Genomic DNA, 15,609 nt, shown 5'->3' on the forward strand with positions numbered 1-15,609 from the left:
TTACATTTACTACTATAGGACGAAGCCTGTTCCATTTCGTTACAAAAGGTTTACGAATGATATACAAATAGTAAACAGCACGTTACTTGACGTTATCCAGCACACTTTTGATAATGGCTGGCGAGTCTTGACGGATACTCAGGTTGTAGTGCTTTCTTACAGCTTGGTAGACGGCATTCAGATTTTTGCTGCTTTTGTTTTTACGATAAGTGGCAATCCCCTTTGAAAAATTAGGATGGTGTATGAGATCGCGGCTCCAGTCCCATGCTCGAGGCTTTAGGGCATCCTTACGTGCTTGATCGAGCATTTGGGGAAACTTCGGAATAAAGTACTGCCCGATTTTTCTACTAGCATTTTGGTATTCTTGGGTCTCTGTAATAGAGTAATCAGGAGCATCACTATAAGGCTTTCCATTGACTGAAATGAGATCACGCGGTTGTGCCGGCACCATCCCCGGTGCTAATTTCACCTGATAGTACTCCCAACCTGATTCGGTCTTTTTCCCGGGAAGAATGAGTTTCATAAAATGCTGCAAACGATCATACGCATGCTCCTGCGCGTATTTTTCCGGACCGGATTCCATGCTAAGCGGTGAATCAGGATAAATATAGCCTTCGCTATCTACTATATAACCCGGCAATCCTACCTCAACTGCCCAGCGCACAGCAACATTCTCCGAATCCTTCAGATCAATTCCACCGTGGTAAGGTCGAACGGTTCCGAACATTCGATATAGAACCGTCGCGACGAAATCCTTCGTTGCGATCCCATCGTCGATCTCATTTGGCATGACGTAACCGGCTTGAACAAGAGGCTGCAGGCGGGCATTCATATTAATTTGGGCTCTGGTTTCTCGTAGAGCTCTGCCCTCTTTTGAATAGGCGTCCGTATTCTTAATACCTTGGTCTAGCTCATTCAGATTCATGTCAGCCGGATATGCTGGAGGTAGATTACCGATAAAGCCATACAAATTCCAGAGAAATCCTTTTTTCGAGGATAAGAAATTCAAGCGATAAGTGAAATTCATTTTGTGATACGAATCTTCCGTTTCCATGTCGATTATATAGTCATCGGATGAATAAGGGTGTAGTTGCAAAAGCAATGGGTGCGGATTAGTAATAGAAACCATCTGTACATTCAAGAACAAGTATTTTTCCGGATTGGGCGGAAGTTTATATGTAATTCGGTAGCTCTCTGTGTTTGCTTCTGCAATGTTTGTAGCAGATGGGGTAACAACTATGGTGGATAAACAAAGGGAGCATGCTAGAACGCTAAACACCATCTTTTTTCCAAACATAGAAAAATCACCCTTTTTTCATTTGATGCTAGTTAAACGCTTCTTGGCCTTCGAAGTTGCGCTCAGACTGTTATTCTAAAAAAAACGACCAGATATTGATCATCTGGTCGTTTCTTGAGCAATCTTATTCTGCCAAAAAAGCAATCGGCTGCACGCCCATGCTCTCCAGCTTTTCATAGATATCCTTTAATTTCGGATTTCCCTCACCGACAATTTCCCCGGAAATTACGACAAGCGGATACCATAAATCTTCTTCGATAATGCGATTCGCCCAGCTTTTGTCATCGTCTGTCTGCGGCTGTTGAAAGTCGCTATAAACGATGCGGATGCTGTCACTCCCATATTTGCGAGAGAGTGCCGCCTCCAGCCACTCGGCTGTTTCCTTTGCAGATGGCAAATTGACGCAGCTTGCGCACAATTGCTCTGTCCCAAAAACCATGATATCGACAGTCACTATATCCGCCCTCCCCCGGGTCAGCTAGCTTAGGACAATGCTTGCTCCAGGTCCTCGATCAAGTCCTGAACATCTTCAATACCAACAGAGATGCGCACCAAGCCATCCGTAATGCCCAGCTCAGCACGGCGCTCTGCCGGGATAGAAGCATGTGTCATGCGTGCAGGTACGCTGATCAAGCTCTCTACTGCACCTAGCGATTCAGCCAACGTGTAGTATTTTACCTTTGCCAACACTTCGTCAGCACGCTCTGCACTGCCTACGTCGAAGGAAATCATACCACCAAAGCCACGCGCTTGCTTTTGAATCAGCTCATGACCGGAATGGCTGGACAAACCAGGATAGATCACGCGTTTGATGTCGCTGCGCTCAGACAGCCATTTTGCTATCGTACGTGCGTTGTGCTCATGCTCTTCCATCCGAATTCCCAGCGTCTTCATACCACGCAGCAAGAGCCAAGAATCTTGTGGTCCAAGCACACCGCCAATTGCATTTTGCACAAAATGGAGGTCTTCGCCCACTTGCGCATCTTTTGCTACGACCAGACCTGCTACTACGTCGCTGTGTCCGCCCAAATATTTCGTTGCGCTATGGAACACGATGTCAGCCCCGAGATCCAGCGGATTTTGCCAGTATGGTGTCATGAACGTGTTGTCTACCACGAGCAACACGCCATTAGCTTTTGCGATGCCTGCCAACGCGCTGATGTCGCTTACTTTCAGCAGTGGGTTTGTCGGTGTTTCCATAATGATTGCTTTGGTTTCCGGGCGAATTGCCGCCTCTACTGCTGCCAGATCACTCGTATCTACATAGGTTGCTTCCAGACCCATGCGGGAGAATACACGTGTAACGACGCGGTAAGTACCACCGTATACATCGTCACCTACCACGAGATGGTCGCCTTTGTTGAACATGGAGAGGATGGTAGAGAGTGCCGCCATACCAGAACCAAATGCAAAGCCACGAGCGCCGCCTTCGATTTCTGCGATGTATGTTTCCAAAGCGTGACGGGTCGGGTTCCCGGTACGGGAGTATTCGAAGCCCTTGTGAACGCCAATTGCTTCCTGTTTATAAGTACTTACCTGGTAAATCGGAACGGATACGGCTCCTGTATGTGGATCTCCATCGATTCCGCCGTGGATCAGACGAGTTTTGATACGCATCTTAAATTCCCCCCTGGTAAATTTTCTTGCTTAGATAACGTTCACTGCCGTCAGCAAACAGTGTAACGATATTCGTCCCTGGAGCTGCTTCTCTTGCTTCGCGCAGTGCCGCTGCCATAGCTGCACCTGAAGAGCTGCCTACGAGCAAGCCTTCCTTGGCAGCCAGCTGCTTGACCAGATCGAATGCTTCCACATCGAGAATCGTGTGAATAGCATTGAAGTAGCTCGTATCCATGAACGGAGGCAAAAACTCCATGCCGATCCCTTCTGTTTTATGCGGGCCGGATTCTCCCCCATTTAAGATGGAACCTTCTGGCTCGACAATTACCGTTTTTACGTTTGGGTTTTGTTCTTTTAAGTAACGAGCAGCACCCATGAAAGTACCGCCAGAGCCCGCGCCTGCCACAAATACGTTTACTTGGCCGTCCATTTGACTCCAAATTTCCGGACCTGTTGTTTTGTAGTGTGCGTCTGGGTTCGCCGGGTTAGCAAATTGCTGTGGTACAAAAGCACCTGGAATCGATTCTGCGAGTTCTTTTGCCTTAGCGATTGCACCCTTAATCCCCAACTCTGTCGGTGTATTGACGACTTCTGCTCCGAGAGCACGCATCAGCTCTTGCTTTTCCTCGGAAAACTTCGCTGGTACGCAGAAGATGACTTTATAACCAGTTCCTACAGCGGCCAGCGCTACACCAATTCCTGTATTTCCTGCTGTCGGTTCGATAATGGTACCACCTGGGGCCAATTGGCCATTTTCCTCTGCGGCACGAATCAACTCCACGCCGAGTCTGTCTTTTACGCTGCCTCCTGGGTTAAAATATTCCAGCTTGGCGAACAAGCGGACACCTTCAGGGAGCTCAAATTGTGTAATTTCGACTATCGGTGTATTACCAATCAGTTCCTTCACATTGCGAAATACGTTCACGAAGATCTGACTCCTTATATTGAAGTACTTGCTTCTTTCATTTTCATTATAACATGCAAAGATTACAAAAAGTCCATGCTACTGAACTTCGGTGTGTCAGCGGAACTTCAAAGTGTCAACAGGGCATGTAAGCCATGGATTTCTCACCATGGTATGATTATAATAAAGGAGAGGTTGGAAAGGAGTGAATGTAACATGGATATCATGGATCAAGTACAAGAAGTTCTCGATAAACTGCGTCCTTACTTGCAACGTGACGGCGGAGACGTACAACTCGTTGATGTAGAAGATGGCATCGTAAAGCTGCGCCTGATGGGTGCTTGCGGTAGCTGCCCTTCCTCTACCATCACCCTAAAAGCAGGAATCGAGCGTGCACTGGTGGAAGAAATCCCAGGCATCAAGGAAGTTCAACAAGTATTCTAATCCAGTCACATCGACATGAAAGCAGCTACAGCAACCGCGTAGCTGCTTTTTTCATTTCCCCTTCCCTTTTTCCAAAAAAGCTACGACGCGCTTCTCGTATTCCTCTGGAACTAATGGATAACTGCGGACGTGACCCGCTCGCGGTACGATCCAAATCTCGGAACCTTTGTCTTGCGTCAGCTCAAATAGTCGTTCGCTGTTTACCATGGGGATCGTCGTATCGCCTGTCCCGTGTATAAAAAGAATCGGTTTGTTCGCTTGCTTGACTGCCTGATACGGATTGACGTCACGCGGATTAGCTCCTAGCAATATAGGACACAAAGTAAGGATGAGCCAGTTGAATGGAAAGCGCGGCAGGCCCGTCCACTGTGGCAAGTTCTCAACCAAGTATTCACGCAAGGAATAGAATGGAGAATCCGCTACAATCGCCGTGATGCGTTCATCCACTCCTCCCACCATCAAGGAGGTTGCCGCCCCCATGGAAAACCCGACGAGACTCAGTGTATGTTCCGGCTTCTTGGCTGCCGCAAAATCAATGGCCCCCCGCAAATCCAGCTGTTCCCGAAGACCAATCGTAGTCAGCGCGTCGCTGGACTCACCCGCATTTCGAAAGTCAAACATCAGCACGTCAAAGCCAGCATGCACAAGTCTTGCGGCGAGTGACAGAGCGGGAAGATGCGGTTCTAATCTGTTTTGGCTATACCCATGGGCAAAGACGACCGTACGTCCATTGGAGACTTTCCCATTTTTTTCAGCTGACAAGTACCATCCAACCAACGAAATGGTCGTTTCCCTGCTCGAAAAAACGATGGATTCCACCTGTTCAATCCCAAAATCTCGGGGGTCCATGTTAACCGGCTTTCGTACGGGATGCGTCAAGCGCCAGGTTACGTGAAACGACACGGCTACTGCTGCAATCAAGAGTAGCAATAAGAGTCCTGTGATTCCTACAAAGAACATGTTCATACGGCAGTCAGAGGTTCCCTCCCACTTAGTACAGCTACGATGTTACTAGCAGCCAGCCTCGCCATCTCCGCCCTCGTTTGCACAGTTGCACTACCGATATGTGGCAAAGCGACTACATTCGGCAGCTGTAAGAGCGGGTTATCCATCGGGACAGGCTCGACCGCAAAAACGTCCAGGCCTGCCGCCCATATTTTTTTGTCTACCAACGCTTGATACAGTGCGGACTCATCTACTGTCCCACCACGAGAAACATTGATAAACACAGCAGTTTCTTTCATGAGCGAAAATTGTTTTTCCCCCATCAACATACGTGTGTCCTCTGTCAGCGGTGTAAGCAAAACGACGTAATCGGACTCTTGCAGAAGCTCCGCCAAATCAGCATACCGTGCACCTGTCTCTTGCTCAGCCTGCGGTTTGCGATTCCGGTTGTGATACAAGATCCGCATGCCAAATCCTTTGGCGCGTCTCGCCACAGCTTCCCCAATTCGCCCCATCCCAATAATCCCCAGAGTCGAACCGTATACATTTTGTCCAGCCATGAGGGTCGGACTCCACGATGTCCATTCCCCCTGCAATAAAAATCGATTGGCTTCCGTCAATCGGCGGCCTGTTGCCATCAATAAAGCGAAAGCCAAATCGGCTGTAGACTCTGTCAGCACATCGGGCGTGTTGGTTACGATGACCTCATGTCGTCTGCACGCTTCCAAATCAATATTGTCATAACCGACCGCCATATTCGCCACGATTCGAAGTCGTTTTGCACGCGCCAAAAATTCTTCGTCCACTCGTTCTGTCAGCATGGTCAAGACGGCATCGACATGTTCAATCTTTTCCAGCAACAACTCACGCGGAATCGGTGCATCTTTTGTCCATTGCTCGACCTGAGCTACTTTTTCAAGCATCGCGATCACTTCAGGATTGAGTTTCCTTGTAACGAAAACTTGTTGCTTGATCATCTTTTTTCCTCCACAACCAATCAATTTGTGGAATGGATACGTCATAACGCTGTGCAATGAATGGAGGGTACTTACGAAGTCCGTCTTCTATTTTCGTTAGCTCGTCTTCCAACTGCGTTTGCCATGCTTGGATGTTGACTTCCTGACGTTCTTCTACCGGCAACTCCATATATGTCTCTACGAGCTTCAAAAACCTGCCTGGGTAGAGCATGAGCGCATAAATCACGCCATATTCATCTGGCTGCAGAGCAGAGACGCTGTTGTAGCCGTCGAGAAAGCTGGTCACAACCTCTTCATTCCAGCCGTTTCGCTTTGTCTCGGCTTTGATCCACTGCCCCACATCGCGAGTACGCATATCAAGAACCCAGTTCCATTCACCTGCCATTAGACGTACATCCTTCTCTTTCCATAGCATATACCCTTGATCAAAATTTTGGTAGGCTACTTTCCCGAGGCCAGCTGTTTCCTTCACGACTTTATCGTATCCAGCATCCAACAAATATTGAACGGACAATTCACCGAGTTGAGTAATGTACGTGAAGCAGGTCAACAAATATTCATCCATTGGCGCGAGCTCTACATTTTCCTCATCCATCTCATCCCGATACTCATTAAAATTCCGTAGCTTTTTGCGCCACGTACTCGGCCAGTTGCCAAGTGAGCTAAAGGGGATAAACATCTTGTCAGGTGAAAAATCATTCGTGGCCAGATGGAACTGTGCGAGTGATTGACCACTGGAATAATGTGGATTGTCGGGAACAGCCTCTCGCACACCTCTGTATAAATAGTAAAGCTGCTCATCATCAACGATGTGAGCCTGCCCGCTTGTTGTGTTCACCAGCTTTAACAAGCGAATGTTTTGCTGTTGACTCAAATGCTGTTTTACTTTCTCAATAAACTTGCTTTTGTATTTATATCCAGCTGGCGCCTCGAACATGTAGTAAAGGCCTCGATCCGTTTCCAGTACCTTGCTTGCCCCCGTCGTGCGATATCCCTGGAGTTCAAAACCGTACTTCTCCTGAAGAAGATCTTTTTCTTCCATACAGTCGTTCACCCTCCTTGCATACTGCTCTTCTGGCATTATATGTCGAGAGATCGGGATAGGTGCCTATCTGTATGTAGATACTAGATACATTCATGCCGACTTTCTGGGTGCTGAAAAGTCGACTTTTTGAAACACCTATGTGAAAAAGGAGGAACCCCAAGCATGAGTGAGCATCCACTAAATAGCGAGAGTTGTCTGGACTTCGTTATTGAGCTTTTGGAGAAACGAGGAGTCAGTATGGACGACATTGCTGAAATTGTCATGTTCCTACAGTCAAAATATATCCCGGACATCACCTTGGACATGTGTCTGGACAGTGTTACTGCCGTCTTGAAAAAACGTGAGGTCCAAAACGCGTTGCTGACTGGGATTCAACTCGACATCCTCGCAGAACAAAAGCAGCTGCTGCCTCCGCTCCAGGCGATTATTGAATCAGACGAGCCTCTCTATGGCATAGACGAGGTACTAGCCCTCGCCATCGTCAATCTTTACGGGAGCATCGGATTCACTAATTTCGGTTATGTAGACAAGCTGAAGCACGGCAAACTCGCCGATCTCAACGACAAGCGTTTTGGTGTCCATACTTTTTTGGACGATCTCGTCGGTGCGGTCGCAGCCGCCGCCTCCAGCCGTATTGCCCACCGCCAGAAGCAGCAGGAAGAATGCGCAGAATCATAGGGAGATTCGTCGCTGCCATTCAGGCAAATCTTCCGCAATATGGGTAGGCGTAGCATGATGCTTGTCTGCTTCTTCGCGCGTGGAATAGCCTGTCAAAACGAGCAAGCTGTCCAAGCCGCTGTTGGCACCTGCCTCAATGTCCGTAAATAAATTGTCCCCGACGATCAGCGTGTCTGCCGCAGCAGTACCAAGCTGATCCAGAGCGTATCGGACGATGATGGACTCCGGTTTGCCAATCACGATAGGCTTGGTCGCTGAGGCAACGGAGACAGCTGCCACCAATGAACCATTGCCTGGGTACAGACCACCATCCGTCGGCAGGGCTGCATCTGCATTGGTAGCGATAAAAGTTGCTCCTGCACGGATAGCGCGTGCGGCGATCGCCAGCTTTTCATACGTAAAAGCACGATCAATCCCAACAATGACATATGCCGGATCTTCTTCTGTAATCACATAGCCTGCATCCGTTAGCTGATCATGCAAGCCCGCCTCTCCAATCACGTAGACGCGTGTACCCGCTGGTGCCTGTTCTCGTAAATAGGTAGCGGTCACCATGCTCGTGGTATACACGTCCCGAGCCTGTGCTTCTATGCCCATTGCTACCAGCCGTTCTGCCACGTGCTGTGCAGATGCTGAAGAATTGTTGGTCAGGAACAAATACGGAATCTGATGAGTTTTTAAGTGGGAGATAAATGCTGCAGCTCCCGGAATCGCTTCTTTTCCCCGATAAATCGTTCCATCTAGATCAAGCAAGTAACCTTTATATGGTTTCACGTTGTTCCATCTCCCATCTGTTGTCGTAAGCCAGTTATACAGGCTCTCCCCCCTTAGTGTAAACCTTCGTCCTTTCTATCGCAAAAACAGGAAACGGCCTTCCACCGCTTCCTGCTTTTTTTCTAGTCATCTCTTCATCTACTGGTATGAATAAGACACAAATAAAAGAGGACCCGATCGGCCCTCTTCTAACGAACAATGCATGGAAGTCCCGTTTATTTCTTGAATTTGACCATGATTGGCGTGCCGTCTTCTAGGTTCATTTCCCCTTTATGACGGACATACACGACCTGGTTTCCTGGAAATGTCGGTGGATTTTCGGGATCAAAATCCCGCCAGTTTTTTTGCTTGCCAACTGCGTACTCCATGTATTGCGACGTGTTGACAAGCACATTATTCTCATCATCTGCCTGTACATCCGGCGCCAACTGCTCGATTTTTCCATTTTGGATGCCGAGCTTTTTAATTACTTTGTCGTGTTGGTAATCATACGCTTGGATGACGACATCATTCCCATACACTTGCAAGCGCAGCCCTTGCTTGAAATCCCCTCCATCCGGCGCGACTTTTTCGCCGCCGTCTGGACCGGCTGACATCCATCCCGTTTCGATGCCGCCCGTGTTTACGACGGTAAAACCGCGTTTGTCTCCGCCTTTGACTTTCTTTTTGCCTGCCCAGTCCGGTAGGTTCAGATCCCAATGGGTGTGACTTGTGAAGAAAACGACTTGTGGATAGTCTTTCAAGATGTCAAGGAGCTTGTCCACATTCAGGTAATCGTTCATGTATGGGTTTTGTCTGGAGCCGGAGACGCTATCTGGAAGCACATGGTGGGAGAATATAAAAATAGGTTTATTCTTGTCCTTCTTGCTATAACGCTTCAGATTTTCTTTTAGCCAATCCAGTTGCTCGTCGCTCATGTATACTTCATCCCACAATTTTGGATCGTGGTATTTCATGTATTTTTCTGTGCCGAGGAAGAGAAAGGGATATCCATTGATTTCTTTTTGGTGATAGACTTTGTCTTCTCCGCTGAATTGGTAGAAGTTATCGAACAACTCTTCTTCCGTTGTGCCGTTTGGCCAGCTACTTTGTGCAAGCGTTTGGGGATTCTTCCACTTCGGCACATAAAACTCATGATTACCGATGCTGTACCACACGTTGTCAGGGGAAGGATTTTTATCGAGCACATCTTGCACGGCTTGATACTCAAAATCATAGCCGCGAGGAGTAATATCACCGTTAATGATCAGCGCTTCGGACTTTGGATTTTCCTCATTGATGTCTTGCAAAACGTGATCAAAATCTCGGAGGTCTCCTTGGATGTCACTGATCACGTCAAATGTCATTGTCATCTTTGTTTCAGAAAATTTGTCTTTTGCTTGAGCGGAATCAACGACTGGCAGAATTCCACCCAACAAGAGGGCAGAAGCAGCTATACTTGATACCATTTTTTTCATTACGGATCACTCCTCATCTGTTTTTCGATACGACGGCCATCCGATTAACCAATATTATCCTGATATCATTCCACCTTCCTGTTGTTTTTTGTGTGTTTTGTTGTTTTTTACATCATAAATAGTAGATGTCCAACATAAAGAAAACGTTAATCCAACATTAAGATTGCTAGAATGTAGCAAAAAGGTACTTAATACCTGCCTGATTATAGAAAAAAGAAAAAAATCCACCCGATTCGAGTGGATTTTCGTTATGGCTCGTTTATTTCGCTTCCTTGATGTGAAACACGCATTTGTCTCCGCCTTTTGCCATACACGTGGTTTGCTCGACATTGGCATTCAAGACCCGACGGAACAACGAGAGCTCACAGCTACACGCTTGGTTAAATTCACGAGCTACTTGCGAGATTGGGCAATTGAACTCCTGAATCCGATAGCCGTCTCCATTTTCGTCCTTTTCCCATTCCACCATGTAGCCTTTATCGTTTTGCAGCTCGGCTAGCTTGGCTACACGATTTTCCAAGTCGCCTTGCATGTGGGAGCGATAAGTCTCCTCCAAACGATTCTCGCGGCGTCTAAATAGCATTTCTATTTTGGACAAGCCGTCGATTTCCTTTATGTCTTGTAAAAAATCTAATGTCAAATGAGAATAATTGCGCGGGAACAGTTCGTCTGCTTCCTGCGACAATGAATAAACATTCGTTGGGCGTCCCATCGCTTGGCGAACAAGCGTAGACTTGATCAAATTATCTCTCTCCAGGGTGTTCAAATGACGTCGAACCGCCATTTCAGTAATCCCTAGCTCGACGGCCATGTCGCTGACAGGGAGTGAACCTTTGACCTTGAGCATGTGCAGGATTTGATCACGAGTGGACGTTCCTTCGTTTGTCATACGTATCACCGTCCTTTCTCCCTATTGTAGTGGATGAAGACGTTTTAGTAAACAAACGAAAGTCTTTTGTATAAAATATCCGCTACCTAGTGTTTGGAATGAAAACATGTTAAAACAGTTCTTTTTTCAAGAAGGCTCTCACCTGTGGCTCAAACTGACGAATGGTACCGGCAGCTTCTTCTACAAGGCTGTACATCTCATTGGCCGGCACACTTGTATAATCATTAACCAAATGCTTGCGGAAATCGGTCACACGTGTCAGGATCGCAGCCTGTTCGTCCGTGATAACTTGCTCATCCCGCAAAATTTCCACGATGTCGCTGTAGCTTCCTGGATCGCGCATAATAAATCCGTCGATCAGCGCGTTTCCGACATCCACTATTCCTTCGATAGACAAGTGCAGGGCTCGCTCCATCGCTGCAACAGCTACTTCATCTGCCAAAACCGCTTTGGCTCCTCGTTCGCTGAGCTTGTCCAACAGATCAAGCATACGAGACATATGTTCCAATACTTGGTCGATTCGTTTTGTATTCACGTCGTACATATATTTCTCCTTACTTTCGCTTTTTTGATTTGCGTTTTGAGTAGTAAACGGTAAACACAAATGTTAGCACCAGGACGAGAAGCACCAATTCCCCTTCCTGCAAATAGGAATTGCTCACCGGTTTCACCTCTTTTCATCCCTCAGTATACCAAATTTGTACGACCTGTCACGAATCACGTATTACTTTATGTTACAATGATGGGGTGAATTTTTGCCGGCAAGCATAAGGGGAGGAACATACTGTGGAACGCGAATTGGCTCTGGAAATTGTGCGGGTAACGGAAATGGCTGCACTCGCCTCTTCTCACTGGATGGGACGCGGGAAAAAGAATGAAGCAGATGGAGCAGCAACCAGCGCCATGCGCGCCATGTTTGATACGATCAACATGAGGGGTACCGTCGTCATTGGCGAAGGTGAACTGGATGAGGCCCCCATGCTCTATATTGGTGAAAAGCTCGGTAACCCGGAAGCAGGCGGGCCTGAGGTAGATGTGGCGGTTGATCCACTAGAAGGAACGACGATTGTCGCCAAGGGTCACAACAATGCCATGTCTGTTATCGCCATCGGCGACCGTGGTACACTGTTGCATGCACCAGATATGTACATGATGAAAATGGCCGTCGGCAAACGTGCTGCCGGACAAATCAATCTTTACGATCCCGTGGATAAAATGATAGAGGTTGTAGCAAAAGCAAACAACAAGCGCGTCCAAGATGTGACGGTCATTATTCAGGAACGCGACCGCCACCAGGCGATTATTGACGCCATTCGTGAAAAGGGTGCGCGAGTGAAGCTTTTTGGAGATGGCGATGTAGGTGCTGCGATTGCTGCCTGTCTGCCGCATACAGGGATTGACCTGTTCTTGGGAATCGGTGGTGCGCCAGAGGGCGTGATCAGTGCCGCGGCGATCAAGTGCCTCGGTGGCGACATGCAAGCACAGCTCAAGCCGCAAAACGACATCGAGCGCGAACGCTGTATCAAAATGGGGCTCGACAATCCGGAGCAGCTATTGACGCTGAACGATCTGGTCAAAGGGGACGACGCCATTTTCGCGGCAACAGGCGTCTCTGATGGAGAGCTGTTGCAAGGCGTGCGCTATCTCGGTGATGATATGGTGGAAACTCATTCAATCGTCATGCGTGCCCAAACCAAAACCATTCGCTTTGTCCGCGCTGTACACAATACCGAACACAAACCAAATCTTTTATGGAAGTAGAGGGATACCTATATGGCAAATGATTTGTTTTACTTGTACGACGAAGCCGAGGATACTCGAACGCGCTTTGTCAGCTTCACAGGCGAAGCTACGCGTTTTGACCTTGCGATTACAACGACCAGCCGTTTTTATGGGAAGGCGATTGTCATCAACATTCAAAATGGACGCTCGGCTATTATTGGACATGATGATCTGGAAGAAGAAGGCTATCTGGAATTCGCGTTCAACTTGAACGAGCGTGAAGCAGAAGAATTGAAAGCATTTTTGGAAGCAGCTATTTAATTTACATTCACCAAAGGAAGAGCGATTGAGGGCTCTTCCTTTTTTTATTTGTAGCCCCCGCCCATTTCCTACTGGACAATGCTCCTTACAGGCGTATGCCTCGTATACTGCTACTGCACAGATGCACAGACAGATAACGAGAGGAGTGCGAATCGCATCATGCAATCTTATCCATACGACCAAAGCTCATACGATCAAAGCTCATACGACCAAAGCTCATACGACCAAAACCAATATCATCAAACTCAATATGATCAAAACGAATACGATCAAAACCAATTTGTTCCCGCTCAATATGACCAACCACCTTATTACCCAGCAGATCAGGATTTTCGATACATTCCAGAAGATCAGGCACATCCAGTCTTTTTCCGAAGAAGACGAGGTCCTGAAGTCGTTGTCGTCCCACAGCCATATCCTTGGTGGGGATGCAATACATGCTGGCCTGGCTATTGGCCCACATGGGGCTGGCCTGGTTGGGGACCTGGTGGTTTTGGTGGTCCTGGTGGTTTTGGCGGACCCGGTGGTTTTGGCGGACCCGGTGGTTTTGGTGGTCCCGGTGGTATTGGTGGAGCCGGTGGTTTTGGTGGTCCCGGTGGTTTTGGCGGCGGTTTTTAGATCGAAAAACGAAAAGAGCCCTGACATACAGGGCTCTTTTTTTATGCTTCGGTTATTCTGATTCATTCTTAGGATTCACGTTTCGGCGTATTTGGTCCTGTTGGGACTTTATCGCGTTCGCGATTGGGTTTCATTTGATTGGGACGGCGCTCTCGTGAGTTGGAATCCTTGCCGTTTTTATCGGGTCGATCCTTTTGAAACTTTGGCTTATCCCCGCGCTCGTTTCTCCCTGCCCCATTACGATCAGCGCCAGCATTGTTCTGGCGATCTTGTTTATTTTGACGCGGGTGATAGCGTCTGCGTTCTTTTCGTTCTACATAGGGCGAAGAGCCACCCTCTTCACGAGGAATGTCCTGACGAATATCAATGACATCAAAAGCAGCCTCATCTTGTCCGCTTTGGTCGTCACCGTTGCCAACGTTTGCTTTTACCTTGCGCAAAACGAAGTACGGACAACCAAAATTGCAGAACTCATGCAGGTACTCATCCAAAGCGGCGATCCGCTGCTCGAACGGTACTTTGCGATTGGCGTCAATATAAAACCCACGAAGACGAAGCTGACCATAGCCCCAGTCCCCTACAATATAATCGTACTTGTCGAGGATATCGCTATAGCGCTCCTTGAACGCTTCAAGGTTCCAGCCGTCTCGATTTACTTCCATGACTTCATAAGTACCGGCTTGCGTGCGAATCAAACTCGCTTCCTCCTTACGCATGTATACTATGTCCATCTTATCATATTTCACGCAACATGAGCTAAATTTCCCACGATAACTGAGCTGTGCCTTTGGACATTCTATCGTGTAGGGGGTGTTACCATTGAAAAAGACATGGTTGTATCCTGCAATTGCAGGTATTGCGCTCTTAGCTACTGGTTGTTACAACAATGCTGCGCCTAACTACACGCATCCGAACAAGACGATGTCGTACCAATCTGCTCCGCACGTTCGAAATTTTGATGGAATGCACGTCCGTAATTACGATGGCATGCGCTCGACAAACATTGACGGGTATCATCACACTCGTAATTACAACGGTACAAGCACCACTAATTTCGACGGCATTCACACCCGCAGCTACGACGGCACACGTGATGGACTTCACGTCCGCAATGGCATGGGACTGACCAACAATGCTGGGATTAACAACGGTGTATATCCAAATGCTACCACTCCACGAGCAAATGTAAACAACTACAACGCCTTCACAAGCGGGATGAGACCGTACAATGCCTTTACGGATCATAAAGCTGGTATCGGTACGGGTACAGCTGGTATCGGTACGGGTACAGCAGGTGTTTACAATACTCCGACTGGAAGACACCATTCCATTTATCAACAGCATTCTTGGAATCGCGGTGGAGCAGGAGTCATGCAAACCGGAATGCCTCACATGGGCTATGCGCAGACTGACCGTCAGCATATGAAAACCGCCAGTGTAACAAACGTCTATGTAGACCGTGATGCATTGGCAAAAGCTGTAGGGAATGTCACTGCCAGTTGCCCTGGCGTTCAGCGTTCTACCGTCTTGGTAACGGATAAAGAAGTTTTTGTAGGTGTGCACACACAAGGAGCAGATGCGCACACAGCGAAAAAACAAGCAAAAATGAACGCTGAATCGGTTTCACCACGCTATTACAAAGTGTATGTTACCGATAATCCGAATGACATCCAAGAAATCGCTCGTGTAGCAAGCCGCTCCAGTAACGTGAGTACAGCACGTACAGAAGATGCGAAAAGCATTGAGACGCTTATCAAGCGTATGGGTGGAACATCCCATAACGTGAAGGCAACTCACAAAGCTACAACCAGTCGCTAAAGCCCTCTCCCCCATATAGTGAAAAACCCCCTCTTTTCCGCTCGTTAAGGGTGGTCAAGGCCCCGTTTAGTGGACAGTAAGAAAAACCCGGGCCGTTAGGCCA

At 47.8% G+C, this 15,609-nt stretch carries 18 protein-coding genes; 5 read left to right on the forward strand and 13 right to left on the reverse strand.

Annotation, left to right across the window (positions count from 1 at the left end; genetic code table 11):
• Positions 1-82: 82 nt before the first annotated feature.
• The 4 genes from ACQ5DJ_RS10440 to ACQ5DJ_RS10455 all read right to left on the reverse strand — a co-directional run bounded on the left by ACQ5DJ_RS10440 (position 83) and on the right by ACQ5DJ_RS10455 (position 3,839).
• A complete protein-coding gene (locus ACQ5DJ_RS10440) occupies positions 83-1,297 on the reverse strand; it encodes a hypothetical protein (RefSeq protein WP_429842408.1) in 1,215 nt (404 codons plus the stop codon).
• Between the two features lie 124 nt (positions 1,298-1,421).
• The gene (locus ACQ5DJ_RS10445; RefSeq protein WP_429842409.1) at positions 1,422-1,751 is read right to left on the reverse strand and encodes a YuzD family protein; all 330 of its coding nucleotides are present in this window, start codon (positions 1,749-1,751) and stop codon (positions 1,422-1,424) included.
• A gap of 29 nt (positions 1,752-1,780) precedes the next feature.
• A complete protein-coding gene (locus tag ACQ5DJ_RS10450; protein WP_429842410.1) occupies positions 1,781-2,914 on the reverse strand; it encodes a bifunctional cystathionine gamma-lyase/homocysteine desulfhydrase in 1,134 nt (377 codons plus the stop codon).
• A 1-nt stretch (position 2,915) separates the two neighbouring features.
• On the reverse strand, positions 2,916-3,839 hold the full coding sequence (locus ACQ5DJ_RS10455) for a PLP-dependent cysteine synthase family protein (RefSeq protein WP_429842411.1): 924 nt from the start codon (positions 3,837-3,839) through the stop codon (positions 2,916-2,918).
• 195 nt (positions 3,840-4,034) lie between these two features.
• Between ACQ5DJ_RS10455 and ACQ5DJ_RS10460 the strand changes: the two genes are divergently transcribed.
• A complete protein-coding gene (locus ACQ5DJ_RS10460) occupies positions 4,035-4,262 on the forward strand; it encodes a NifU family protein (RefSeq protein ID WP_007715787.1) in 228 nt (75 codons plus the stop codon).
• A 51-nt stretch (positions 4,263-4,313) separates the two neighbouring features.
• Here the strand turns inward: ACQ5DJ_RS10460 and ACQ5DJ_RS10465 are convergent, their stop codons facing one another.
• Genes ACQ5DJ_RS10465 through ACQ5DJ_RS10475 form a run of 3 tightly spaced genes read right to left on the reverse strand, consistent with a single transcriptional unit; the run spans position 4,314 to position 7,226 of the window.
• Positions 4,314-5,228, reverse strand: coding sequence for an alpha/beta hydrolase (locus ACQ5DJ_RS10465; RefSeq protein ID WP_429842412.1), 915 nt, complete (start codon positions 5,226-5,228; stop codon positions 4,314-4,316).
• A complete protein-coding gene (locus tag ACQ5DJ_RS10470) occupies positions 5,225-6,184 on the reverse strand; it encodes a 2-hydroxyacid dehydrogenase (protein ID WP_429842413.1) in 960 nt (319 codons plus the stop codon). The genes ACQ5DJ_RS10465 and ACQ5DJ_RS10470 overlap by 4 nt, the downstream gene beginning before the upstream one ends.
• The gene (locus tag ACQ5DJ_RS10475; RefSeq protein ID WP_429842414.1) at positions 6,141-7,226 is read right to left on the reverse strand and encodes a hypothetical protein; all 1,086 of its coding nucleotides are present in this window, start codon (positions 7,224-7,226) and stop codon (positions 6,141-6,143) included. The genes ACQ5DJ_RS10470 and ACQ5DJ_RS10475 overlap by 44 nt, the downstream gene beginning before the upstream one ends.
• A gap of 165 nt (positions 7,227-7,391) precedes the next feature.
• On the opposite strand from ACQ5DJ_RS10475, the gene ACQ5DJ_RS10480 reads away from it, so the two are divergent.
• The gene (locus tag ACQ5DJ_RS10480; protein WP_144619420.1) at positions 7,392-7,907 is read left to right on the forward strand and encodes a phosphatidylglycerophosphatase A family protein; all 516 of its coding nucleotides are present in this window, start codon (positions 7,392-7,394) and stop codon (positions 7,905-7,907) included.
• On the opposite strand, the gene ACQ5DJ_RS10485 is transcribed toward ACQ5DJ_RS10480, so the two are convergent.
• From ACQ5DJ_RS10485 to ACQ5DJ_RS10500, 4 genes are all read right to left on the reverse strand, one after another.
• On the reverse strand, positions 7,902-8,681 hold the full coding sequence (locus ACQ5DJ_RS10485) for a TIGR01457 family HAD-type hydrolase (protein WP_429842415.1): 780 nt from the start codon (positions 8,679-8,681) through the stop codon (positions 7,902-7,904). The genes ACQ5DJ_RS10480 and ACQ5DJ_RS10485 overlap by 6 nt on opposite strands.
• Positions 8,682-8,896: 215 nt before the next feature.
• Positions 8,897-10,138 (reverse strand): DUF4073 domain-containing protein, encoded by a 1,242-nt coding sequence (locus tag ACQ5DJ_RS10490; protein WP_429842416.1) that lies wholly within the window; start codon positions 10,136-10,138, stop codon positions 8,897-8,899.
• A gap of 259 nt (positions 10,139-10,397) precedes the next feature.
• Positions 10,398-11,027 (reverse strand): helix-turn-helix transcriptional regulator, encoded by a 630-nt coding sequence (locus ACQ5DJ_RS10495; RefSeq protein WP_007715773.1) that lies wholly within the window; start codon positions 11,025-11,027, stop codon positions 10,398-10,400.
• Positions 11,028-11,136: 109 nt separating this feature from the next.
• The gene (locus ACQ5DJ_RS10500; RefSeq protein ID WP_429842417.1) at positions 11,137-11,571 is read right to left on the reverse strand and encodes a DUF86 domain-containing protein; all 435 of its coding nucleotides are present in this window, start codon (positions 11,569-11,571) and stop codon (positions 11,137-11,139) included.
• Positions 11,572-11,813: 242 nt separating this feature from the next.
• Between ACQ5DJ_RS10500 and glpX the strand changes: the two genes are divergently transcribed.
• Positions 11,814-12,788, forward strand: coding sequence for a class II fructose-bisphosphatase (gene glpX / locus ACQ5DJ_RS10505; protein WP_069848719.1), 975 nt, complete (start codon positions 11,814-11,816; stop codon positions 12,786-12,788).
• Between the two features lie 12 nt (positions 12,789-12,800).
• Complete coding sequence (locus ACQ5DJ_RS10510) at positions 12,801-13,070, forward strand: DUF3055 domain-containing protein (RefSeq protein ID WP_144619415.1); 270 nt, start codon at positions 12,801-12,803, stop codon at positions 13,068-13,070.
• A gap of 157 nt (positions 13,071-13,227) precedes the next feature.
• On the opposite strand, the gene ACQ5DJ_RS10515 is transcribed toward ACQ5DJ_RS10510, so the two are convergent.
• Together ACQ5DJ_RS10515 and ACQ5DJ_RS10520 are read right to left on the reverse strand one after the other, a co-directional pair.
• The gene (locus tag ACQ5DJ_RS10515; protein ID WP_429842418.1) at positions 13,228-13,533 is read right to left on the reverse strand and encodes a hypothetical protein; all 306 of its coding nucleotides are present in this window, start codon (positions 13,531-13,533) and stop codon (positions 13,228-13,230) included.
• 223 nt (positions 13,534-13,756) lie between these two features.
• Positions 13,757-14,419, reverse strand: coding sequence for a YutD-like domain-containing protein (locus ACQ5DJ_RS10520; protein ID WP_429842419.1), 663 nt, complete (start codon positions 14,417-14,419; stop codon positions 13,757-13,759).
• Positions 14,420-14,498: 79 nt separating this feature from the next.
• Between ACQ5DJ_RS10520 and ACQ5DJ_RS10525 the strand changes: the two genes are divergently transcribed.
• Complete coding sequence (locus tag ACQ5DJ_RS10525) at positions 14,499-15,506, forward strand: YhcN/YlaJ family sporulation lipoprotein (RefSeq protein WP_429842420.1); 1,008 nt, start codon at positions 14,499-14,501, stop codon at positions 15,504-15,506.
• The last annotated feature ends 103 nt before the right edge of the window (positions 15,507-15,609 follow it).

The organism is Brevibacillus sp. FIR094, assembly GCF_050477165.1.
Taxonomy (GTDB): domain Bacteria; phylum Bacillota; class Bacilli; order Brevibacillales; family Brevibacillaceae; genus Brevibacillus.